Consider the following 22,409-nt stretch of genomic DNA (forward strand, 5'->3'; position numbering starts at 1 on the left):
CCAGGTCTTCAAGAGGTCTTTCCATGCCAATCAAGTCAGCCAACGCTGCCCTGATGTCCATTCTCGCCGTGGCTGTTTTCCTGGCCGGCTGTCAGGAAGAAGCAGCACCCCCGGCGCAGCAGAAGCCCACCGTGGGTGTCGTGACCCTGCAGGCAGAGCCTTTTGCGGTAACCACCGATCTGCCCGGCCGTACCCGCGCCTACCGCATCGCCGAGGTTCGTCCGCAGGTCAATGGCATCATCCAGAAGCGCCTGTTCACCGAGGGTAGCGAGGTCAAGGCCGGGCAGCAGCTCTACCAGATCGATGCGGCGGTGTACGAGGCAACCCTGAAGAGTGCCCAGGCCAGCCTGGCGTCTAGCAAGTCGCTGGCCGACCGCTACGCCGAACTGGTCAAGGACCAGGCGGTGAGCAAGCAGGCCTATGACGAGGCGCGTGCGGCCAGCCTGCAGGCCGAGGCAGAGCTGGAGCGGGCGCGCATCGACCTGCGCTACACCAAGGTGCTGGCGCCGATCTCCGGGCGCATCGGCCGCTCCGCAGTGACCGAAGGCGCGCTGGTCAGCAATGGCCAGGCCCAGGAACTGGCGACCATCCAGCAGCTTGACCCGATCTATGTCGACGTGACCCAGCCGGCCCGCGACCTGCTGGCGCTGCGCCGTGACCTGGCCGAGGGCCGCCTGCAGAAGGCCGGCGAGAACGCGGCCAAGGTCACCCTGAAGCTCGAGGACGGCAGCGACTACGGCCACGAAGGCAAACTGGAGTTCAGCGAAGTGACAGTGGACCCCGGTACCGGCTCTGTGACCCTGCGCGCCGTGTTCCCCAACCCGGACAAGGTGTTGCTGCCGGGCATGTTCGTCCATGCGCAGCTGGTCGCCGGTCTCAAGAGCGAGGCGATCCTGGTGCCGCAACAGGGCGTGACGCGCAATACCAAGGGCGAACCGACCGCCATGGTGGTCAATGCAGAGAATAAGGTCGAGCTGCGCCCGATCAAGACCGAGCGCGCGGTGGGCAATCGCTGGCTGGTGGGCGAAGGGCTGCAACCGGGTGATCGGGTGATCACCGAAGGCCTGCAGTTCATCCAGCCGGGCGTCGAGGTCGAAGTGGCTCCGGCGGGCAATGTCGATAACCGCGGTGGGGCGTCTGCACAGCCCCAAGGCCAAGAAGGCTGAGGGGTTCCTAGCTCATGTCCAGATTCTTTATCGACCGGCCGATCTTCGCCTGGGTGATCGCCCTGGTGATCATGCTCGCCGGCGGTCTGTCCATCCTCAAGCTGCCGGTCAACCAGTATCCGAGCATCGCCGCGCCTGCCGTTGGCATTTCCGTGAGCTATCCCGGCGCCTCGGCGCAGACGGTACAGGACACCGTGGTGCAGGTCATCGAACAGCAGCTCAACGGCATCGACGGGCTGCGCTACATCTCCTCGGAAAGCAACTCCGACGGCAGCATGACGATCACCGTGACCTTCGACCAGGGCACCAACCCGGATATCGCCCAGGTGCAGGTGCAGAACAAGCTGCAGCTGGCCACGCCGCTGCTGCCGCAGGAGGTTCAACAGCAGGGCATTCGCGTCACCAAGGCGGTGCGCAACTTCCTTATCGTCATCGGTCTGGTGTCCACCGATGGCAGCCTGGACCAGCGTGACCTGGCGAACTACATCGTCGCCAACATGCAGGACCCGATTTCGCGGACCAAGGGCGTGGGCGACTTTCAGGTGTTCGGCGCCCAGTACGCGATGCGCATCTGGCTTGACCCGGCCAAGCTGAACAACTTCAGCCTGACGCCGGTGGATGTCAGCTCGGCGATCCAGGCGCAGAACGTCCAGGTGTCTTCCGGCCAGCTCGGCGGACTGCCGGCACTGCCCGGGCAGCAGCTCAACGCCACGGTGATAGGCAAGACCCGCCTGCAGACCCCCGAGCAGTTCCGCAACATCCTGCTCAAGGTCAACAGCGACGGCTCCCAGGTGCGCCTGGGCGATGTCGCCAAGGTCGAGCTGGGCGGTGAAACCTATGCCGTCAGCGCGCATTTCAACGGCAAGCCGGCCGCCGGTCTGGCCCTGAAGCTGGCCACCGGCGCCAACGCGCTGGACACCGTAGAGGGCGTGCGCAAGACCATCGACGAGCTCAAGCCGTTCTTCCCGCCGGGTGTCGAGGTGGTCTACCCGTACGACACCACGCCGGTCATTTCCGCCTCCATCACCGGGGTCATGCACACGCTGCTCGAGGCATTCGTGCTGGTGTTCCTGGTGATGTACCTGTTCCTGCAGAACTTCCGCGCGACCCTGGTGCCGACGCTGGCGGTGCCGGTGGTGCTGCTGGGCACCTTCGGCGTGCTGGCGGTGTTCGGCTTCAGCATCAACACGCTGACCATGTTCGCGATGATCCTGGCCATCGGCCTGCTAGTGGACGATGCCATCGTGGTGGTGGAAAACGTCGAGCGGGTGATGCGCGAAGAGGGGCTCTCGCCGCTGGAAGCCACACGCAAGTCCATGGGCCAGATCCAGGGCGCGCTGGTCGGTATCGGCGTGGTGCTGTCGGCGGTGCTGCTGCCGATGGCCTTCTTCGGCGGATCGACGGGGGTCATCTACCGGCAGTTCTCGATCACCATCGTCTCGGCCATGGTGCTGTCGGTGCTGATGGCGCTGATCTTCACCCCGGCACTCTGCGCGACGTTGCTCAAGCCGATCGACAAGGGCGAGCATCACGAGAAGCGCGGGTTCTTCGGCTGGTTCAACCGCACCTTCGAGCGCAGCGTCAACGGCTACGAGCGTGGCGTGAAGGCCGTGCTCAGGCGCAAGGCCCCGTTCCTGCTGCTGTATGTGTTGATCGTCGCGGTGATGGTGGTGCTCTTCAACCGTATCCCCACCGCCTTTCTGCCGGAAGAGGACCAGGGCGTGCTGTTCGCCCAGGTGATGACGCCGTCGGGTTCCACCGCCGAACGCACCCAGCAGAGCATCGATGCCATGCGCAGCTATCTGCTGGAAGAGGAAGGCGACATCGTCCGCTCGGTGTTCACCGTGACCGGCTTCAGCTTCGCCGGCCGTGGGCAGAGTTCGGGCATCGCGTTCATCGGTCTCAAGCCGTGGAGCGAGCGGACCAACAAGGACGACAGCGTGTTCGCCCTGGCCCAGCGTGCCCAGCAGCATTTCGCCAGCTTCCGCGACGCCCAGGTGTTCGCCTTCGCGCCGCCGGCGGTAATGGAGCTGGGTAACGCCACTGGCTTCAACTTCTTCCTGCAGGACCGCGCAGGCGTGGGCCAGGAGGTGCTGCAGCAGGCGCGGGACAAGTTCCTGCAGCTGGCCAGCCAGAGCCCGGTGCTGACCCGGGTTCGCCCCAATACCCTGCGTGACGAGCCGCAGTATCAGGTGCTGATCGACGACGAGAAGGCCCGGGTGCTGGGCATTTCGCTGGCCGACATCAACAGCACGCTGTCGATCGCCTGGGGTGGTCGCTACGTCAACGACTTCATCGATCGTGGACGGGTGAAGAAGGTCTATCTGCAGGGGGTTTCCAGTGCGCGGATGAACCCCGAGGACCTGCAGAAGTGGTACGTGCGCAACGCCGACGGCGAGATGGTCCCGTTCAGCGCCTTCGCCACGGGCGAGTGGACGTACGGTTCGCCGAAGCTGTCGCGCTTCAACGGCGTAAGCGCCATCGAGATGCTCGGCGAGCCGGCACCCGGCTACAGTTCCGGTGATGCCATGGCCGAGGTGGAGCGCATTGCCGCTCAGCTGCCGCCAGGCGTGGGCTATTCGTGGACCGGGCAATCCTACGAGGAGCGGCTGGCCGGCTCGCAGACGCTGGCGCTCTACGCCTTGTCGCTGCTGGTGGTGTTCCTCTGTCTGGCTGCGCTTTACGAGAGCTGGTCGATTCCGTTCTCGGTCATGCTGGTCGTGCCGCTGGGGATCGTCGGCGCGCTCGCCTTCACATTGCTGCGTGGGTTGTCCAACGAGGTGTTCTTCCAGGTGGGCCTGGTCACCACCATCGGCCTGTCCGCGCGTAACGCCATTCTCATCGTCGAGTTCGCCAAGGCCTTGCACGAGCAGGGCATGAGCTATGCCGATGCAGCGTTGCAGGCCTGCCGTATGCGTCTTCGCCCGATCATCATGACCTCGCTGGCGTTCATCCTCGGTGTAGTTCCGCTGGCGATCGCCTCCGGCGCCGGTGCCGGCAGCAAGCACGCCATCGGTACCGGCGTGATTGGCGGGATGCTCACCGCGGCGGTGCTGGCAATCTTCTGGATTCCGTTGTTCTACGTGATGATCTGTACGTTCTTCGACCGCACGACGTCCGCCAATCAGGCAGCCAAGGAGGAGTCGCTGTGAACAAGTCTCTGTTGAGTCTCGCGCTCGTGGCGGCGCTGAGCGGCTGCTCGCTGATCCCCGAGTACCAGCGCCCGGATGCGCCGGTACCGGCCGACTGGCCGCAGGGCGAAGCCTATTCGAAGGCATCCCCCGAGGCTCGGGCGCAGGCGCTTGGCTGGCGCGAGTTCTTCCGTGATCCGGCGCTGCAGCAGCTGATCGAGGTCGCGCTGGAGAACAACCGCGACTTGCGCGTCGCCGCGCTGAACGTCGATGCCTACCGTGCGCTGTACCGCGTGCAGCGCGCCGATGTGCTGCCGGCGGTGAGCGCCGATGCGGCGGGCACGCGCAGCCGTACTCCGGGCGACCTGAACATGAGCGGCGAGCCGGCCATCAGCAGCCAGTACAGCGCCACCTTCGGCGTGTCCTGGGAGCTGGACCTGTTCGGCCGCCTGCGCAGCCTGCGCGACCAGGCGCTGGAGCAGTACTTCGCCAGCGAGGCCGCTCAGCGCAGCACGCAGATCAGCCTGATCGCCAGCGTCGCCAACGCCTGGCTGACGCTGCAGGCCGATCAGGCGCTGCTGCAGGTCACCCGTGACACGCTCAAGACCTACGAGGAAAGCCTGGGCCTGACCCAGCGCAGCTTCGATGTCGGCGTCGCCTCGGCGCTGGAACTGCGCCAGGCACGCAGTGCGGTGGACAGTGCGCGGGTGAGTATCGAGCAGTACACCCGCCTGGTGGCGCAGGACCGCAATGCCCTGACCCTGCTACTGGGCCAGAGCCTGCCGGCCGGTCTGCCGAGCGGCGAAGGTCTCGAGCGCACCCAGCTGGCGACGTTGCCGGTCGGGTTGCCCTCGGACCTGCTGCAGCAACGCCCGGATATTCTCCAGGCGGAGTACCAGCTGCGTGCGGTCAATGCCAGCATCGGCGCCGCGCGTGCGGCCTTCTTCCCGCGCATCAGCCTGACCGGCGCGGCAGGGACCGCCAGCAGCGAGCTGTCCGGTCTGTTCGACGGCGGTTCCGGCTACTGGAGCTTCTCACCGAGCATCAGCGTGCCGATCTTCAACGCCGGCCAGCTTCGGGCCAACCTGGACTACGCGCAGATCAGCAAGAACATCCAGGTGGCGCAATACGAGCAGGCCATCCAGACGGCGTTCCGCGAGGTCGCCGACGGGCTCGCCGCCCAGGCCACGTATGTGCGCCAGGTGCAGGCCCAGCGTGATCTGCTGCAGACCAGCGAGGATTATTACAACCTCGCCGAGCGTCGCTATCGCACCGGTGTCGACAGCTACCTGACCGTGCTCGACGCGCAGCGTCAGCTGTTCAGCGTGCAGCAGCAGCTGATCAGCGACCGTCTGGCGCAGCTGACCAGCGAGGTGAACCTGTTCAAGGCGCTGGGTGGCGGCTGGCAGGAGACCATGCAGGCCACCCCCGAGGGCTGAGGATCATGGCGACGCAGCCCTGAAAAGGCCGTCGCCGTGCTGCAGATGCGAAAACGCCGCCCAATGGGCGGCGTTTTCGTTCCGGCGCGTCAGGCTTCGCGATTGCGCGTCAGCAGGGCCGGTTTCTCGCCACGCGGGCGGGACGGCAACTGCTCGAGCTGCTCCAGGCTGGGCAGACGATCGATCTTCGATTCCTTGTGAATGATCACCGGCTGCTTCTCGCGCGGCTTGGCCATTTCCTGACGCGTGACGACCGGCTCATCGATGCGGCGACCCTCGTTCTTGCGCCGCGGCTGACCATTGCGTGGCTGGCCGTTGCGCGCAGCCTGGCCCTGGCCAGCGGCGGGACGCTTGCCCTTGCTTCCCGCTGCGCCGCCACCGCCGTTGCGGGCAGCTCCAGCTCCAGCTCCAGCTGCACGCAGTGCGGAGCCCGGCTGGGCCTGACCGCCGGTACGGCGTCCGCGGTTCTGCTTGTTCTGATAGGGGCTGACGTAATCGACGCGATTGCCGAAGTTGTCCACTTCGTCATCGAGGAACTCGTCCGGAGCACGATCCGGTGGCAGTTGCGGCGGCCGGGCGACGCCCTGAGCTTCGCTGGCCACGCCATCGCGGGCCGGCTTGCGCGTCTTGCTCTTGCTGCGGCGATTGCGCTCCTTCTGCTCGGCACCCTTTTCCGCCGGCTTGTCGCGCTCGCCACGTGCCTTGCGCTCGCCACGCTGCGGGCGCGGTTGGCGGGGCTCACGGACTTCCGGCTTCTCCGCCTCGATGCTGCTGGCGTCGAAGCCCTGCAGATCGCCATCGGGAATGCGCTGCTTGGTCATGCGCTCGATGCCCTTGAGCAGCTTCTCCTCGTCCGGCGCTACCAGCGAAATGGCTTCACCACTGCGTCCGGCGCGGCCGGTGCGGCCGATGCGGTGCACATAGTCTTCCTCGACGTTGGGCAGCTCGAAGTTGACCACATGCGGCAGCTGGTCGATGTCCAGGCCGCGGGCGGCGATATCGGTGGCCACCAGGATGCGCACCTGGTTGGCCTTGAAGTCGGCCAGGGCCTTGGTGCGGGCATTCTGGCTCTTGTTGCCATGGATCGCGGCAGCCGGCAGGCCATGCTTCTCCAGGTACTCGGCCAGGCGGTTGGCGCCGTGCTTGGTACGGGTGAAGACCAGCACCTGCTCCCAGGCACCCTGGGTGATCAGGTGGGCGAGCAGGGCCCGCTTGTGGCTGGAGGCGACGCGGAACACGCGCTGCTCGATGCGCTCGACGGTGGTGTTCGGCGGGGTGACCTCGATGCGCTCCGGGTTTTGCAGCAGCTTGGCGGCGAGGTCGGTGATGTCCTTGGAGAAGGTGGCCGAGAACAGCAGGTTCTGGCGCTTGGCCGGCAGCTTGGCCAGGACCTTCTTGACGTCATGGATGAAGCCCATGTCGAGCATGCGGTCGGCTTCGTCGAGGACGAGGATTTCCACGTGCGACAGGTCGATGGCCTTCTGGTTGGCCAGGTCGAGCAGGCGACCGGGGCAGGCGACCAGCACGTCGATACCCTTGGCCACGGCCTGGATCTGCGGGTTCATGCCGACGCCGCCGAAGATCACCGCGCTTTTCAGCGGCAGATCGCGGGCGTAGACCTTGAAACTGTCGTGAACCTGGGCGGCGAGCTCGCGGGTGGGTGTCAGCACCAGCACGCGCGGCTGTTTCGGGCCGTAGCGGTGTTCACGATCCGGGTGACCACCCGGAAACAGCAGTTCGAGTACCGGCAGGGCGAAGCCGCCTGTCTTGCCGGTTCCGGTCTGGGCGGCGACCATCAGGTCACGGCCTTGCAACACGGCGGGAATGGCCCGCTGTTGCACGGGAGTAGGCTGGGTGTAACCGGCGGCCTCGACGGCACCGGCCAAAGCCTCGGAGAGACCGAGGGAAGCAAAGGACATGAGTAATCCTGTCTTGTTAGGGGCGAGGCCCTGGGATGGTCATGCCTGGCTCGAATCGCGACTGGCGTGCGATCCCGTCCGGTCCTGCCGCGAATGGTGATGGCGGCATCCGGGCGTAAGCCTGGCGGAAGCGCGGAGTATAACAGAGGCTGTTAACGCCGCATTGCTCTGACAGTGTCGCAGGTCACGGGTTCATTAGCCAGCTCCGTATTTCCCCGGAGCTGGCCGGAACTCAGCGCGACAGCCCGAGGTTGTTCCAGATCGCCAGGCTCGGTTCGGCCTGGTTCAGCGTGTAGAAGTGCAGGCCTGGCGCACCGCCGGCCAGCAGCTTCTGGCACATCTCGGTGATCACCTGCTCGCCGAAGGACTGGATGCTCTGTATGTCGTCGCCATAGGCTTCGAGCTGCTTGCGTACCCAGCGTGGGATCTCCGCGCCACAGGCATCGGAGAAGCGGGCCAGCTTGCTGTAATTGGTGATCGGCATGATGCCCGGCACCACCGGCGTCTGAACCCCGAGCTTGCGCACGCGCTCGACGAAGTAGAAGTAGCAGTCGGCATTGAAGAAGTACTGGGTAATCGCACTGTCGGCGCCGGCCTTGGCCTTGCGCACGAAGTTCGCCAGGTCGTCCTCGAAGTTGCGCGCCTGGGGATGCATTTCCGGGTAGGCGGCGATCTCGATATGGAAGTGGTCACCGGTCTCGGCGCGGATGAACTCCACCAGTTCGTTGGCGTAGCGCAGCTCGCCGCTGGCCATGCCCATACCCGACGGCAGGTCGCCGCGCAGGGCGACGATGCGCTGGATGCCGGCACTCTTGTAGAGGTTCAGCAGCTCGCGCAGCTCGGCCTTGGTGTCGCCAACGCAGGACAGGTGCGGGGCGGTGGGGATCTTCACCTCACCGTCGAGTTGCAGCACGGTGTTGAGAGTGCGGTCGCGCGTCGAGCCACCGGCACCGTAGGTGCAGGAGAAGAAATCGGGCTGGTAGCCCGCCAGCTGGCGCGCCACGTTCAGCAGTTTTTCATGCCCGGCTTCGGTCTTGGTGGGGAAGAACTCGAAGCTGATGGAAGGGCGATTTGAAGAGGTCATACAGAAATTCCTTGAGCTGCAAGCCGCAGGCCGCGAGCGCACCTGGCGCCTCGCAGCCTGTGACGTGACCTGCTTAGTAGCGGTAGCTGTCCGGCTTGAACGGACCTTCGACGGCAACGCCGATGTACTCGGCCTGCTTGGCGGTCAGCTGGGTGACCACGCCACCGAAGCCCTTGACCATCTCCAGCGCCACTTCTTCGTCGAGCTTCTTCGGCAGCACCATGACGGTGACGCTCTGGGTCTTCTCGGCCACCGGCAGATCGGCGAACTTCTCGTTATAGAGGTGGATCTGCGCCAGCACCTGGTTGGCGAAGGAGCCGTCCATGATCCGGCTCGGGTGGCCGGTGGCGTTGCCCAGGTTCACCAGGCGGCCTTCGGCCAAGAGAATCAGGTAGTCATCGTTGGTCGGGTCGACGGTCTTGCCGGTGCGGTGGATCTTGTGCACCTGCGGCTTGACCTCTTCCCAGCCCCAGTTCTGGCGCATGAAGGCGGTGTCGATCTCGTTGTCGAAGTGACCGATGTTGCACACCACGGCGCGCTTCTTCAGCGCCTTGAGCATGCCGGCGTCGCACACATTGACGTTACCGGTCGTGGTGACGATCAGGTCGATCTTACCCAGCAGCGCGGCGTCGACGCTGGCTTCGGTGCCGTCGTTGATGCCGTTCTTGTAGGGGGAAACCAGCTCGAAGCCGTCCATGCAGGCCTGCATGGCGCAGATCGGGTCGACCTCGGAGACCTTGACGATCATGCCTTCCTGGCGCAGCGACTGTGCCGAGCCCTTGCCTACGTCGCCGTAGCCGATGACCAGCGCCTGCTTGCCGGAGAGCAGGTGATCGGTGGCGCGCTTGATGGCGTCGTTCAGGCTGTGGCGGCAGCCGTACTTGTTGTCGTTCTTGCTCTTGGTGACCGAGTCGTTGACGTTGATCGCCGGCACTTTCAGGGTGCCGCCCTTGAGCATGTCGAGCAGGCGGTGCACACCGGTGGTGGTTTCCTCGGTGATGCCGTGCACGCGCTCGAGCACCTGCGGATACTTGTCGTGCAGGATCTGGGTCAGGTCACCGCCGTCGTCCAGCACCATGTTGGCGTCCCACGGCTGGCCGTCCTTGAGGATGGTCTGCTCGATGCACCACTCGTATTCTTCCTCGGTTTCGCCCTTCCAGGCGAATACCGGGATGCCGGCAGCGGCAATGGCGGCAGCGGCCTGGTCCTGGGTGGAGAAGATGTTGCAGGAGGACCAGCGTACCTCGGCGCCGAGGGCGATCAGCGTCTCGATCAGCACCGCGGTCTGGATGGTCATGTGGATACAGCCCAGGATCTTCGCGCCCTTGAGCGGTTGCTCGGCGGCGTACTTGCGGCGCAGGCCCATCAAGGCGGGCATTTCCGATTCGGCGATGATGATCTCGCGGCGGCCCCAGGCGGCCAGGGAAATGTCGGCGACCTTGAAGTCGGTGAAACCGGCAGGCGTCATGACAGCACTCATCGAAGAGTTCTCCATTCGTATGGTTGCGAATGGGCGCCGTTGATGCGTTCGAGGAAACGCCCCATCCGAGCCTGACAGGTTCTGGAACCTGCTGCAGCGCCCCTCGGGTGGGTGGCGGGCACGATCGAAGCGGAGTCGATCGGGTGAAACCCGGCGATTATAGCCGCGCCGTCCGGCAATCCCAAGCCCGCTGCTCGGCGAACTCCACGGATGACCGGACGGTCGAAGTTGAAGGTTCGGTGACCCTTGCCGGGCGAAACCGTTTCAGGAGACCGCCATGAACCCCATGCTTCGCCTTGCGCCCTTCCTGCTGGTGGGTGCGATCAGCCTGCCGGCCGCAGCGCAGTCCTGCTATGTCCACAGCGAAACCTCCGGTGCGGTACCGGCGCCGGTGGTGACCGAACAGTGCTTCGAGTTCCACGGCGTGGACAAGGACGACGCCATCAACTGGGTCTGTCAGGACAACGAGGCGGTGAAGAACTCCCGCCGCGAGATCCGTGACAGCTGTCCGGACGGGCACTTCGGCATCTGTACCGCGCCGATGACCCCGGAAACCCTCGCCAACGAGCGCGCCACCGGGTCCCAGGCGAAGAACGGTACCTTGCCGACCCAGATCAGCGAGGACGCAACCATCGTCACGTATCACTATCACGCCAGCGATCGCGCCCAGGCCAAGATCGACTGCGAAAGTGCCGGCGGCAGCTGGTCGCAATAAAGGCGGTGCGCAATCTTTGCTGACGAAGTCCAAGCCCGACTGATTTGTTCAACCGCCCACGGGCGGGGATAATCCCGCGCTTCGTATCCGTGAGTGGCCGAACCATGACGTTGAGATTGCTGTGCCTTCCCCTGTTCGCCGCGCTGCTGCTGGCAGGCTGTGATCGTGTCGACCCTGACTCGCCGCTGGGCAAGCGCAAGGCGATCTATCAGGCGATGCTCGATACCAAGGAAGACCTCGGCGGCATGCTGCGCGGGCGCATCCCATTCGACGGCACGGCGTTTACCAGCGGCGCCGCCAAGCTCGACGAGCTGTCGCGCCAACCCTGGCAGCACTACCCGGAGGTCAAGGAAAAGCAGAGCGACGCGCGTGACGATGTCTGGCAGCGCCAGGAGCGCTTCCAGGAACTGGCCCGCGCGCTGGAGGCTGACACGGCTGCGCTGGTGGAGGTGACGACCGCGGGTCCGGTGACCGCTGAGCGTGTCGCCCCGGCCTTCCAGCGTGTCGAGGATGCCTGCGAGGCCTGCCACAAGGAGTTCCGCGCCTACTGAGGCGGCTCAGCGGCGCAGGGTTTCCAGTTTTTCCCGGGATTTGGCCAGCTGATCGCGGCGCAGCTCGATCAGCTGCGCATTGCCGGTGCCCAGTGCTTCACGGAGCAGGGTTTCGCGACGCTCCACCTGGCGGTTTACGTGCTCGTATTCCACCTGGCGCGGGTGCAGCGCGACCAGGCCCTGGCACTGCTTGGTCAGGGTCTGCAGCTCGGCATTGAGCTGGGTCTGCTGCAGCTTGTCGCCTTGCAGGCGTGCCTGCTGCAGCTGCTCGCGCAGCGCCTGGCGCTGTGCATGGCACTGAGGGTCTGCCTGCGGGGCGGCGGCAAGCAGCGGGCTGACGACAGCGCAGGCGGTCAGCAGGGCAATGGGCAGATGTCGCAAAGACATGCCACGCCTCCATAGTTGTTATCCAGCTTCTATCGACCGCAGGGTTCGGGCGAAAGTCCCTCAGGTGCCCGGAACCCCGACGGCGCGTAGTCGTTCGCGTAGCGCGGGCAGCTCCGCCGCGCGGAAGAACGCCTGCAGCTGTTTCGCCCGCGCCGGACCGACTCCCGCTTCGGCTTGCCACTGCGCCAGGTCGCGTGCGGCGAGCGCGTCCCAGTCCGCTGCGGGCGGCAGCTGCTTGGCCGGCAGGCCGAGCGCCTTCAGCCATTGCGCCAGCGGCCTCTGCCGGGCTCGGGCGAAGCTCGCGGCGAGCTTGTTGGCGCGCGCCTTGCCAATGCCGGGCACCTGCTCGAGTGCGGCGGCATCCAATTCCAGCCAGGCGAGCAGGTCGGGTAGCAGACCGGCCTCCAGCAATGCCTGCCAGCTGCCGGCGCCGACGCCCTCGAGCGCCAGGCCTTGCCTGCCGCCCAGCCAGACCAGACGGGCGAGGAACTGCTGGTCGCAGCCGGGCGCTGGTCGCCAGCAGCTGTCGGGGTGATAGCGCCGCGGATCGGGCGCGGCGACCGGAGCCCGCTCCGTGTGACGCCAGACCACGCTGTCCAGCTGCGGAATGCTATGCCCGGCCAGCGCAACCGCGACCCGGTCACCGGGGCGCACGTCCAGCGCCTGCCAACGATCCAGCGAACCGAGGCTCAGCGTGCGCACGCGTCGATCATCCAGCTGGACCGGAGCGAGCTGCAGCAGCGGTGTGATCCGCCCGGTGCGGCCGATGCGAAATTCGACGTCGCGCACCTCGGTCAGCGCCTTGCGCAGCGGGTACTTCCAGGCTGCGGCCCAGTGGGGCTCGGCCTGCCAGCGCTCGGCCGGCGGACGTTGCTCCTGGCGCAGCACCACGCCATCGGTGGCGAACGGCAACGCTTGGCGATACCAGTGCTCGCGCCAGTGGCGGGCGTGTTCCAGTGTCTCCACGGGCTGGCTGAACGCCTGCGTATCGGGGAAGCCGAGTGCCGCCAGCTGCGCGAGTCGGGCGTTCATGCTGTCCGGGCCGTTCGGCCAGTCCCAGACGAACAGGCCGATCCGCGCGGCAGTATCCCTGTCCAGGCCGTTGCTGGCCATGGCGCCGGCCACGCGCCCGCGAGCCCCCGCGCTGCCATGCGATGCCTGGACATGCCGGTCCAATCGCCAGTAAAGCTCGCCCTGCAGGATGACCTCGTCGGGTACCGCCAGGCGCGCAGGGATCACTGCCAGTCTACGGGCATTGGCTGTCCAGTCCTGTCCGGTAAGGCCATCGCCACGGCTGATGGCCTGCTGCAGGGCGCCATGACGATAGATCAGGGTGACCGCAACACCGTCGATCTTGGGCTGAATCCACAGGTCGCGGCGCCGCGCGATCCAGGTCGCAACCGCCTGCTCGTCGGCGAGCTTGACCAGGCCGGTCTGTCTGATCGGATGGCGCAGCGGACCGCCGGCATCCTGCAGCGGATCAGGTGCCGCGCCGGTGCCGACGAAGCAGCGCCACCAGCCGTCCAGCTGCGCCCGGCTCTGGTCATAGATCTCGTCGTCCACCGGCGACTGACCGCGCCGGTGATAGGCATCGTCCCACTGGGCGAGCTGCGCCTGCAGCTGGTGGATTTCCTGACGTGCCCGCGCGTCATCCCAGTTCGGACAGGCGGCGAGGCAGGCAGGGGCGAACAGGCACAGCGATAGCGCGATCAGGCGTGGCATGGCGAGCATCCTTGCTCTGGTGACGGGGGCGCGGCCCGCCGACGCCGGCGGACCGATGCCGGATTGTCGCCTGCCAGGCGCGAGCCGACCGTGCGTCAGCGCATGTTGAACAGTTCCTGATGGAAATCCCGCGCCGGCAGGCCGCGCCGCTGCAGGTCACGGCTGAGGTCCTGACCGAAACCGGCAGGGCCGCAGAACCAGACGTCACTGTCCTGCCACTGCGGCGCCAGCTGGCGCAGGCGTTCGGGCGTCAGCCGCCCGCCTTCGCTGGCGACCAGCACGTGCAGGCGCACCCGGGCGCGTTCGGCCAGCTCGCGGATGCGCTCGATGAAGCCCTGGTCGGGCGCGCTGGTGCAGTAGAAGAAGTCGACGTTGTCCCCGTTACCGCTGTCGGCCAGCGCTTGCAGGCGGCCAATGAACGGCGCGATACCGATGCCGCCGGCGACCCAGATCTGCCGCGGCTTGCGGCTGTGGAAATCGAAGCAGCCATAGGGACCTTCCACCTTCACCGGGTCGCCGACCTTGAGCGTCTGGGGCAGGGTGCGGGTGTAGTCGCCGAGGCCCTTGATGGAGAAGGCCAGCCGGCCGTCGTTGCACCAGGCCGAGGAGAGGCTGAAGGGGTGCGGCCCTTCCTTGTCGTCGAAGGTGACGAAGGCGAACTGCCCGGCCTTGTGTCCCGGCCAGGCGCCATCGAGCTTGATGTCGACGCGCAGCACGCGGTTGTCGCGGTGATGGGTCAGGCTTTCGATGCGGCCTACCACCTGATGCTTGCGGCCGATGCGGCGCAGCAGCGAGATGCAGGCGGCCAGCGAGCCGGCGGCCATGAGCACGGCCAGCACCAGGCCCAGCGGCGAGGTCCAGTAGACCGGCGGCGTCAGCACTACCGCGTGCACCACCAGCGTCAGGTAGACCAGTGCCAGCCAGCGGTGGGTGCGGAAGAACCAGCGGTAGGGGAAGCGCTTGACCAATGCCAGCACGATGAGGATGACCGCGGCATAGAAGGCCCACTCGCCGATGGTCTCCGCGATGCCGCGAAAGCGTTGCAGCAGGGCGAAGATGCCTTCGTGAGCCTGGCCCTCGCCGGCGCGCCGAGCCGGTCGCTCCAGCCAGCCGAAACCCACCAGCCATTTCGGAATCTGGCCCCAGCCCCAGTGGAAGATGGCGATCACCAGGGCGCTGATGCCCAGCCACTTGTGCAGCCGATAGGTCTTGTCCAGGCCGTCGAAGAAGCGTTCGAAGCGCCGTGGCCGCGCCGCCAGTATCACCGCCACGCTCATCGCGGCGATGCCGAGCACACCGCTGTAGTGCACCATCACCTTGCGCAGCGGCCAGATCTGATAATGCGCCATGACGAAGCTGTCGACCAGCAGCCAGAGCAGCGTCAGTCCGACGAACAGCGCGACGTAGGTGAGTTTTATCTGTCTCATCTTGGGCAAGCCTCCCAGCTGACATCCCTATTTCGAGCTTCCTTGAGCATCCCCCTGCTGCCATGCCACTGCCATGACCGTGGTCAGTAGCACAGCGGTCGGCCGAAATCGGCGACACGGGAGGACGCGCTTTTTATCTACAATTCGCCCCTCAATTCCTCGAAGAGACGAGCCCGTGTACCCAGTGATCGCCATCGAGCAGCTCACCAAGACCTACGCGTCCGGACATCCCGCGCTCAAACGCATCGACCTCGAGATCCGCAAGGGCGAGATCTTCGCCCTGCTCGGACCCAACGGCGCCGGCAAGACCACGCTGATCAGCATCATCTGCGGCATCGTCAACCCCGGCGGCGGCCGCGTAGTGGTCGACGGCCACGACATCGTCCAGGACTACCGCGCAGCCCGCTCGAAGATCGGCTTGGTGCCGCAGGAGCTGTTCAACGAGGGGTTCGAAAGCGTCTGGGCGACGGTGCGTTTTTCGCGCGGGCTGTTTGGCAAGGCGCCGGACGATTCGTTCCTCGAGAAACTGTTGCGCGATTTGTCCCTGTGGGACAAGCGCAATGCCCGGATTCTGGAACTCTCCGGTGGCATGAAGCGCCGCGTGATGATCGCCAAGGCGCTGTCCCACGAGCCATCGATCCTGTTCCTCGACGAGCCCACCGCTGGCGTCGATGTCGAGCTGCGCCGGGACATGTGGGAGATGGTCCGCGGCCTGCGCGAACGGGGCGTGACCATCATCCTCACCACCCACTACATCGAGGAGGCCGAGGAGATGGCCGACCGCATCGGGGTGATCAGCAAGGGCGAGATCATCCTCGTCGAGGACAAGCATGTGCTGATGCACAAGCTCGGCAAGAAGCAGCTGACCCTGCACCTGCAGCGCCCGTTGACGGCGATCCCGGAAGAGCTGGCCGGCTATCCGCTGGAGCTGACCGATGCCGGCAACCAGCTGGTGTTCACCTTCGATGCCCAGCACGAGGACACCGGCATCGCCGAGCTGCTCAAGCGCCTGGCCGCCCACGGCATCGACTTCAAGGACCTGCAGTCGAGCCAGAGCTCGCTGGAGGAAATCTTCGTCAACCTCGTTCACGGGCGCTGAAGGAACAACTGCATGAATGTTTACGCGATCCGCGCGATCTACCTGTTCGAACTGGCGCGCACCTGGCGCACCCTGCTGCAGAGCATCGCCACCCCGGTGATCTCCACCTCGCTGTACTTCGTGGTGTTCGGCTCGGCCATTGGCGCGCGCATGGAGGCCATGCACGGCATCCCCTACGGCGCCTTCATCATTCCCGGCCTGATCATGATGGCGCTGCTTTCCGAGAGCATCTCCAACGCCTCGTTCGGCATCTACATGCCGCGCTACTCGGGGACCATCTACGAGGTGCTGTCGGCGCCGGTGTCCTATGTCGAGATCGTCATCGGCTACGTTGGCGCAGCAGCGACCAAATCGCTGATTCTCGGCGTGATCATCCTGCTTACCGCGCGCCTGTTCGTCGATTATGAGATCCAGCATCCGCTGATGATGGCGCTGTTCCTGGTGCTGACGGCGGTTACTTTCTGCCTGTTCGGGTTCATCATCGGCATCTGGGCCGACGGCTGGGAGAAGCTGCAGATCGTCCCGGCGCTGATCGTCACGCCGTTGGCCTTTCTCGGCGGCAGCTTCTACTCCATCGAGATGCTGCCGCCGCTGTGGCAGAAGATCACGCTGTTCAACCCGGTGGTGTACCTGATCAGCGGCTTCCGCTGGAGCTTCTACGGCGTCTCGGACATCAGTGTCGGCATCAGCCTGGCGATGATCCTCGGCTTTCTCGCCGCCTGCCTGCTGGCGGTGTGGTGGATCTTCAAGACCGGCTATCGGTTGAAGAACTGAGCCGCACACGAAAACGCCCGCAGATGCGGGCGTTTTCAATTACAGCACTTGAAGCTTACTTGCCGAACATCTTGCCGAGGCCGAGCACGGCATCCTTGGCCTGGGTCACGGCCTGGACCTTCTCGTCGATCGCCGCGCCCTGTTCGGTGGCGTTGGCATTGGCCGCCAGTTCTTCGCCGTTCAGTTGTGCACAGCCACCCTCCACCTGAGCGATGGCGTTGCTGAGCTTCTCGTTGCCGAGCATCTGGCCGAGCAGCTTGCCGGTTTCCAGGTTGCCTTGCTGGGCGTTCAGCTGTTGTTCGCATTTGGCCTGCACATCGCTGGTAGCCGCCTGCAGCGAGGCGCTCGAGAGGGCGAGCAGGGCGCAGCCGAAGAGGTGGGAAATACGCATGGGTAAGCTCCTTGTAATGTCGATCACGACAGGTGATCGATCGAGTCCGTTCGAAAAGGGCGGCGATGATAGCGTTTTGCTTCTGGTGCGCAAAGGCGCTGGCATGCAGGTTTCGTGACCTGGTGCGGATTGCGTGACGCTGGATGCATCCGGTCCAGAAAGCAGAAAACCCCGCACGGCTCAGGCCGGCGGGGTTTTCCGTTGACCGGAGGCTGCTTACAGCCCGGCGGCGGCGCGCAGGGCGTCGGCCTTGTCGGTCTTCTCCCAGGTGAAGGCGGTGAAGGTGTCGGCACCCACCGTCATCTCATAGGGGGTGCGGCCGAAGTGGCCGTAGGCGGCGGTGGCGCGATACATCGGGTGCAGCAGGTCGAGCATGCGGGTGATCGCGTAGGGGCGCAGATCGAAGTGCTCGCGCACCAGGGCGATGATCTTGTCGTCGCCGAGCTTGCCGGTGCCGAAGGTGTTCAGCGAGATGGACGTCGGCTGCGCCACGCCGATGGCATAGGACACCTGGATCTCGCAGCGATCGGCGAGACCGGCGGCAACGATGTTCTTGGCGACGTAGCGTCCGGCGTAGGCAGCGCTGCGGTCGACCTTGGACGGGTCCTTGCCGGAGAAGGCGCCGCCGCCGTGACGGGCCATGCCGCCGTAGGTGTCGACGATGATCTTGCGTCCGGTCAGGCCGCAATCGCCTACCGGGCCGCCGATGACGAACTGGCCGGTCGGGTTGATGTGGTACTGGGTGTCCTTGTGCAGCAGCTCGGCCGGCAGGCTGTGCTTGATGATCAGCTCCATCACCGCTTCGCGCAGATCGCTCTGCTTGACGTCGGGGTTGTGCTGGGTCGACAGCACCACGGCGTCGATGCCGACCACCTGGCCGTTCTCGTAGCGGCAGGTGACCTGGCTCTTGGCGTCCGGACGCAGCCACGGCAGCAGGCCGTTCTTGCGCGCCTCGGCCTGGCGCTCGACCAGGGCGTGGGAGAAACGGATAGGCGCCGGCATCAGTACGTCGGTCTCGTTGCTGGCATAGCCGAACATCAGGCCCTGGTCGCCGGCACCCTGGTCTTCCGGCTTGGTGCGGTCGACGCCCTGGGCGATGTCCACCGACTGCTTGCCGATGATGTTGATGATGCCGCAGGTGGCGCCGTCGAAACCGACTTCCGAGCTGTTGTAGCCGATGTCGACGATGACGTCGCGGACCAGCTGCTCCAGATCGACCCAGGCGCTGGTGGTCACTTCACCGGCGACGATGGCTACACCGGTCTTGACCAGGGTTTCGCAGGCCACGCGGGCGTGCTTGTCCTCGGCGATGATGGCGTCGAGCACCGCATCGGAGATCTGATCGGCGATCTTGTCCGGATGCCCTTCGGACACGGACTCGGAGGTGAAAATCGAGTATTCGCTCATCTATCGGTTTCCTATTACCGGTGGGTGAGTCGGTCGTCAGGAGCGGGCCGGGAAAAGTGCCGGGCCTGGATCTGAAAACCGTTCTTCAAGCCAATGTAGAGGCTCTCGCCGGGCGTGAGCCCCGCGGCATCGGCCCAACGGGCCAGATCGTCCTGTTCGAAGCCCAACCAGAGATCGCCGCAGGCCTCCCTGGCCCAACTCTGGTTGTGGCTGCACAGCTCGGTGATCAGCAGGCTGCCGCCCGCCTTTACCAGCCGCGCCAGTTGTTTCATTGCCTCACCCGGCGCGGCCAGGTGATGCAGGACCATGTTCAGTACCACGCAGTCGGCCGCCGGGCAGTCATCGTGCAAGGCGTCGGCCAGCCTGAGTTCGACGTTGCCGAGCCCGGTCTGTTCGCAATGGGCGCGGGCCAGGTCGAGCATCGCCGGGCTGTTGTCCAGCGCCACCACCCGGGCGAAGCGCCGGGCCAGTTCCGGCAGGAAGCTGCCGTCGCCGGGGCCGACTTCCAGCGCCGTGGCTTCGGCGTCGAAGTTCAGCGCGTCGAGCAGGGCCACCACGCTGTCGCGGTACTGTGGCAGGCCGGCGATCAGGTCCTGGCGGGCCTGGAAACTGTCGGCCATGCGCGCGAAGAAATCCTCGCTGGCGGCGCTGCGCTGGGCGTGTACGGCGGCGATGCGGGCGTCGATCTCGCGTGGCAGTTCCAGCCGGTCCGCTTCCTCCAGCAATGCCGCGTGCAGCCGGCCGCCAGGGCTGTCGAGCTGCGCCAGGCTGCGCCGGTAGAACACCGCGTTGCCTTCGCGCCGGGTGGCCAGCAGGCCGGCCTGGGTGAGCACCTTGAGATGATGGCTCATCCCCGACTGGCCGATGGCAAAGATCTGCGCCAGCTCGAGCACGCCGAAGGAGTCGCTGGCCAGCACGCGCAGCACGTTCAGGCGCAGCGCATCGCCACCGGCCTTGCACAGGGCGGCGAGCTGGTCGCTGGCGTCGTAACGGATCTGGGGAAAGCGCAGGCTCATAGGCCGCGCAGTCTAGTCGGTCACTTTTCGTACAGCAAGGGCAGTATCAAAAAGTTTTGATATTGCCCTTGCGGGTGCAGGGTTACTGCAGCAGGCGGGACAGCCCCAGGGTGCAGGACACCAGGCCCAGGCCGATGAGGAAGTAGTTGGGCAGGATATCCAGCAATCGCTGAACCAGCCCCTCGCCGGCCAGGCGGCGCGACAGCAGGCTGTAGGCGAGCAGGATGCTCAGATCGATCACCAGCCAGATCACGATCAGGACCGTGGCCTGCGGAGCGAACGGCTGCGCCGGCAGGATGAAGCCGGGCAGGAAGGCGAGGAAGAACAGGATGTCCTTTGGATTGGACAGGCCCACCGCCATGGCCCGCCAGAAATAGTGCGCCTCACTGCGGCGCGGCGTGGTGGTTTCGCCGCCGCCGCCGCAGAGGCCGTCGCAGCCCAGCCAGATGAGGTAGAGCCCGCCGAGGATCTGCCCGGCCTCGAGCACCAGCGGGTCGAGGTCCAGTGCGAGGTAGATCATCACCAGCGCGGCGATCATCAAAATCTGCGCAGACACGGCGCCGCCGAGGATGGTCCACAGCGGCCAGCGGCGGCGGGCGTCGGCCACCACCAGGGCGACCACCGGTCCGGGGGAGGCGATCAGCAGTGCGACCGCGGCGGCGAAGGCGAGGTAGGTGGCGTTCATAGTTCGGTCACCAGGCCGAATACGCGGCTGCGCTTGCCCAGCCGCTCGGCGTAGAAGTTGGGATTGGTGATGGCGAAGGCGCGCTGGATCCAGCGGTCGCTGCCATCGAAGCGCGCGCTGAAGGGGCTGCGCGCGTGGGCGGTGCGGCGGTTGTCGATGATCAGCATGTCGCCGCGGTTCAGGCGCACGGGCTCGACCACTTCCCAGGCGATGTTGCGCAGCTTGTCCATCAGCTGCTGGGCGCGGCTGCTGAAAGCCAGCATGAACTGCGGGTCGAAGCGAAAGAAGGGCGCGTCCGGATCGCCATAGAGGATGGTCTGGTGGCGGTTGATGTCGATGCGCTGGTTCTTGCCGGTGGGGCCGTAGTCAGACAGGAAGTTGTACGGCTCGGTGAGGAAGAAGGCCTGCTCTTCGAAGGTCAGACGCTCGAGGATGCGCTCGATGGAGGCGATGTAGGTCACCGCTTCGGCGGCGGGGTCCTGGCGCAGGCAGAGCAGCACCAGATAGTCCGGTACCACGGCGTGGAAGGCATTTTCGGTGTGCAGATCCAGTTCGGTGTCGAAGCTGTCGGAGTTCGCCGCTCGGGACTGCGTCTGCAGCGGGAAGAAGTTGTTGACGATGCAGCCATCGGACTCCTGCAGGTAGCCGATCGGCTCGCCCAGCAGCGCCGTCGCCTGCAGCAACAGGCGTTCGCTGCTCTCGTCGGGCTTGTTCAGCTGTTCGCGGCTGGGCGGGGTGGGCGGGATATCGCCGACCGGCAGGTTTTCCAGTGTCAGGTAGCCGCGCTTGTTGCCGAACAGCCTGAAATTGAGGATCTCGCCAATCTGCTCATGCTGCAGCGCGCCCTTGGTCACGGCGCGGGCCAGAAGCGTCTCGTAATGATCGTTGTGCATGACATCCTTCCCTGACTTTTGTATGTGCTGGCGTGATGGGTGTTTTGGCGGGGTTGGCCTGCGACCCTTAGCTGGCGCAGTATTGGGAGGTGCATGAGGATTGAAAAATGGAAAAAACAGCCGCTAAGGATGAGTTTTAGTCATGCCGGAATCCGTTATGGCAGTACCGCGCATGCCGCCTCTGTATGCGCTGCGTGCGTTCGAGGTGGCGGCGCGCTTCGGCTCGTTCACCCAGGCGGCGCAGAGCCTGTTCATCACCCAGAGTGCGGTGAGCCGGCACGTGAAGACCCTGGAGGAGCATCTGGATTGCCAGCTGTTCGAGCGACATGGCTCACGGCTGGTGCTGACCGATGCCGGCCGCCTGCTGGCGCAGGAGCTGAAGATCGGTTTCCGTACCATCGAGAACGCCTGCGTCGCGGTGACGCGCCAGCGCGGCGCGCTTCGCCTCAAGGCGCCTTCGACGCTGACCATGCGCTGGCTGCTCGGCGCGTTGAACGCCTTTCAGCTGGCGCATCCGCAGAATCGTGTGCAGCTCACCAGCGCCTGGATGGATCTGGACGCGGTGGATTTCCACAGCGAGCCGTTCGACTGCGCGATCCTGCTGGGCAATGGCGGCTTTCCGGCCGACTGGCGCCGGGTCAAGCTGTTCGACGAATGGCTGGTGCCGGTCTGCGCGCCGGAACTGCTCGGCGCGGCGCCCTGGAGCACCGAGCAGCTGGCGGCGGCCGAGCTGATTCACCCGTCGCGTGACTGCCGTGACTGGCGGCGCTGGCTGCAGCGCACCGGGCGCGTGGATGAGGTCGCCTGGCAGCAGGGCAAATTGTTCGACACCCTCGAACTGGGCATCTCCGCCGCCGCCCAGGGCCATGGCGTGTCGATCGGCGATCTGGCCCTGGTCGGTGCCGAACTGCAGCGCGGCAGCCTGGTGCTGCCGCTGCGTCAGGCGGTGCGCTCCGGCGACAGCTATTACCTGGTGTGGCCAGGCGGTGGCAGCGAGTCGGCGACGCTTGCGCGCATGCGCGATTACTTGCTCGAGCACCTGCCGGATGTGACCCGCCAAGGCGTCGAACTGTTGGATTGACGGCCGATTCAGTCATTGCCCCGGCCACCCTCGGTAGGGGAA

At 65.6% G+C, this 22,409-nt stretch carries 19 protein-coding genes and 1 riboswitch; of the genes, 8 read left to right on the top strand and 11 right to left on the bottom strand.

Features of this window, described 5'->3' with window-relative positions:
* Positions 1-23: 23 nt before the first annotated feature.
* The 3 genes from ACVRRC_RS04760 to ACVRRC_RS04770 are packed head-to-tail and all read left to right on the top strand — an operon-like array spanning position 24 to position 5,736.
* A complete protein-coding gene (locus ACVRRC_RS04760) occupies positions 24-1,166 on the top strand; it encodes an efflux RND transporter periplasmic adaptor subunit (protein WP_192475313.1) in 1,143 nt (380 codons plus the stop codon).
* A 14-nt stretch (positions 1,167-1,180) separates the two neighbouring features.
* Positions 1,181-4,318 (top strand): efflux RND transporter permease subunit, encoded by a 3,138-nt coding sequence (locus ACVRRC_RS04765; protein WP_045159845.1) that lies wholly within the window; start codon positions 1,181-1,183, stop codon positions 4,316-4,318.
* Entirely contained in the window at positions 4,315-5,736 is a 1,422-nt protein-coding gene (locus ACVRRC_RS04770; RefSeq protein WP_014597985.1) for an AdeC/AdeK/OprM family multidrug efflux complex outer membrane factor, read from the top strand. Before ACVRRC_RS04765 ends, ACVRRC_RS04770 begins: the two co-directional genes overlap by 4 nt.
* Before the next feature lie 89 nt (positions 5,737-5,825).
* On the opposite strand, the gene ACVRRC_RS04775 is transcribed toward ACVRRC_RS04770, so the two are convergent.
* The 3 genes from ACVRRC_RS04775 to ahcY all read right to left on the bottom strand — a co-directional run bounded on the left by ACVRRC_RS04775 (position 5,826) and on the right by ahcY (position 10,219).
* Positions 5,826-7,655, bottom strand: coding sequence for a DEAD/DEAH box helicase (locus ACVRRC_RS04775; RefSeq protein ID WP_192475314.1), 1,830 nt, complete (start codon positions 7,653-7,655; stop codon positions 5,826-5,828).
* Between the two features lie 232 nt (positions 7,656-7,887).
* A complete protein-coding gene (metF, locus tag ACVRRC_RS04780) occupies positions 7,888-8,739 on the bottom strand; it encodes a methylenetetrahydrofolate reductase [NAD(P)H] (RefSeq protein WP_108242408.1) in 852 nt (283 codons plus the stop codon).
* A 73-nt stretch (positions 8,740-8,812) separates the two neighbouring features.
* Complete coding sequence (gene ahcY / locus ACVRRC_RS04785) at positions 8,813-10,219, bottom strand: adenosylhomocysteinase (protein WP_472996676.1); 1,407 nt, start codon at positions 10,217-10,219, stop codon at positions 8,813-8,815.
* 24 nt (positions 10,220-10,243) lie between these two features.
* Positions 10,244-10,330: riboswitch (S-adenosyl-L-homocysteine riboswitch) on the bottom strand.
* Positions 10,331-10,496: 166 nt separating this feature from the next.
* Here ahcY and ACVRRC_RS04790 point away from each other — a divergent pair.
* Positions 10,497-10,934 (top strand): hypothetical protein, encoded by a 438-nt coding sequence (locus tag ACVRRC_RS04790; protein WP_013984305.1) that lies wholly within the window; start codon positions 10,497-10,499, stop codon positions 10,932-10,934.
* Positions 10,935-11,038: 104 nt separating this feature from the next.
* Positions 11,039-11,485, top strand: coding sequence for a c-type cytochrome (locus ACVRRC_RS04795; protein WP_013984304.1), 447 nt, complete (start codon positions 11,039-11,041; stop codon positions 11,483-11,485).
* Positions 11,486-11,491: 6 nt separating this feature from the next.
* Here the strand turns inward: ACVRRC_RS04795 and ACVRRC_RS04800 are convergent, their stop codons facing one another.
* From ACVRRC_RS04800 to ACVRRC_RS04810, 3 genes are all read right to left on the bottom strand, one after another.
* Complete coding sequence (locus tag ACVRRC_RS04800) at positions 11,492-11,872, bottom strand: DUF1090 domain-containing protein (RefSeq protein WP_011914939.1); 381 nt, start codon at positions 11,870-11,872, stop codon at positions 11,492-11,494.
* Between the two features lie 60 nt (positions 11,873-11,932).
* On the bottom strand, positions 11,933-13,594 hold the full coding sequence (gene ligB, locus ACVRRC_RS04805; RefSeq protein ID WP_472996677.1) for an NAD-dependent DNA ligase LigB: 1,662 nt from the start codon (positions 13,592-13,594) through the stop codon (positions 11,933-11,935).
* Positions 13,595-13,689: 95 nt separating this feature from the next.
* Positions 13,690-15,021 (bottom strand): ferredoxin reductase family protein, encoded by a 1,332-nt coding sequence (locus ACVRRC_RS04810; RefSeq protein ID WP_285532518.1) that lies wholly within the window; start codon positions 15,019-15,021, stop codon positions 13,690-13,692.
* A gap of 175 nt (positions 15,022-15,196) precedes the next feature.
* Here ACVRRC_RS04810 and ACVRRC_RS04815 point away from each other — a divergent pair, with 175 nt between their 5' ends.
* Complete coding sequence (locus ACVRRC_RS04815) at positions 15,197-16,120, top strand: ABC transporter ATP-binding protein (protein ID WP_017245410.1); 924 nt, start codon at positions 15,197-15,199, stop codon at positions 16,118-16,120.
* 12 nt (positions 16,121-16,132) lie between these two features.
* The gene (locus tag ACVRRC_RS04820; RefSeq protein ID WP_011914935.1) at positions 16,133-16,894 is read left to right on the top strand and encodes an ABC transporter permease; all 762 of its coding nucleotides are present in this window, start codon (positions 16,133-16,135) and stop codon (positions 16,892-16,894) included.
* Positions 16,895-16,949: 55 nt separating this feature from the next.
* Here ACVRRC_RS04820 and ACVRRC_RS04825 read toward each other — a convergent pair whose 3' ends face one another.
* The 5 genes from ACVRRC_RS04825 to ACVRRC_RS04845 form a co-directional block, all read right to left on the bottom strand.
* Positions 16,950-17,285: a hypothetical protein gene (locus ACVRRC_RS04825; RefSeq protein ID WP_011914934.1), complete on the bottom strand. Its 336-nt coding sequence runs from the start codon at positions 17,283-17,285 to the stop codon at positions 16,950-16,952.
* A gap of 216 nt (positions 17,286-17,501) precedes the next feature.
* Positions 17,502-18,692, bottom strand: a complete 1,191-nt coding sequence (gene metK / locus ACVRRC_RS04830; RefSeq protein ID WP_011914933.1) for a methionine adenosyltransferase — start codon at positions 18,690-18,692, stop codon at positions 17,502-17,504.
* A gap of 14 nt (positions 18,693-18,706) precedes the next feature.
* Complete coding sequence (locus ACVRRC_RS04835) at positions 18,707-19,708, bottom strand: ArsR/SmtB family transcription factor (RefSeq protein ID WP_013984299.1); 1,002 nt, start codon at positions 19,706-19,708, stop codon at positions 18,707-18,709.
* An 82-nt stretch (positions 19,709-19,790) separates the two neighbouring features.
* The gene (locus ACVRRC_RS04840; RefSeq protein WP_013984298.1) at positions 19,791-20,393 is read right to left on the bottom strand and encodes a LysE family translocator; all 603 of its coding nucleotides are present in this window, start codon (positions 20,391-20,393) and stop codon (positions 19,791-19,793) included.
* A complete protein-coding gene (locus tag ACVRRC_RS04845) occupies positions 20,390-21,286 on the bottom strand; it encodes a TauD/TfdA family dioxygenase (protein ID WP_017245407.1) in 897 nt (298 codons plus the stop codon). Before ACVRRC_RS04845 ends, ACVRRC_RS04840 begins: the two co-directional genes overlap by 4 nt.
* A gap of 157 nt (positions 21,287-21,443) precedes the next feature.
* On the opposite strand from ACVRRC_RS04845, the gene ACVRRC_RS04850 reads away from it, so the two are divergent.
* Positions 21,444-22,367, top strand: a complete 924-nt coding sequence (locus ACVRRC_RS04850) for a LysR substrate-binding domain-containing protein (protein WP_013984296.1) — start codon at positions 21,444-21,446, stop codon at positions 22,365-22,367.
* Positions 22,368-22,409 lie beyond the last annotated feature (42 nt).

The sequence above is a fragment of the Stutzerimonas sp. LR2 genome, assembly GCF_055755175.1.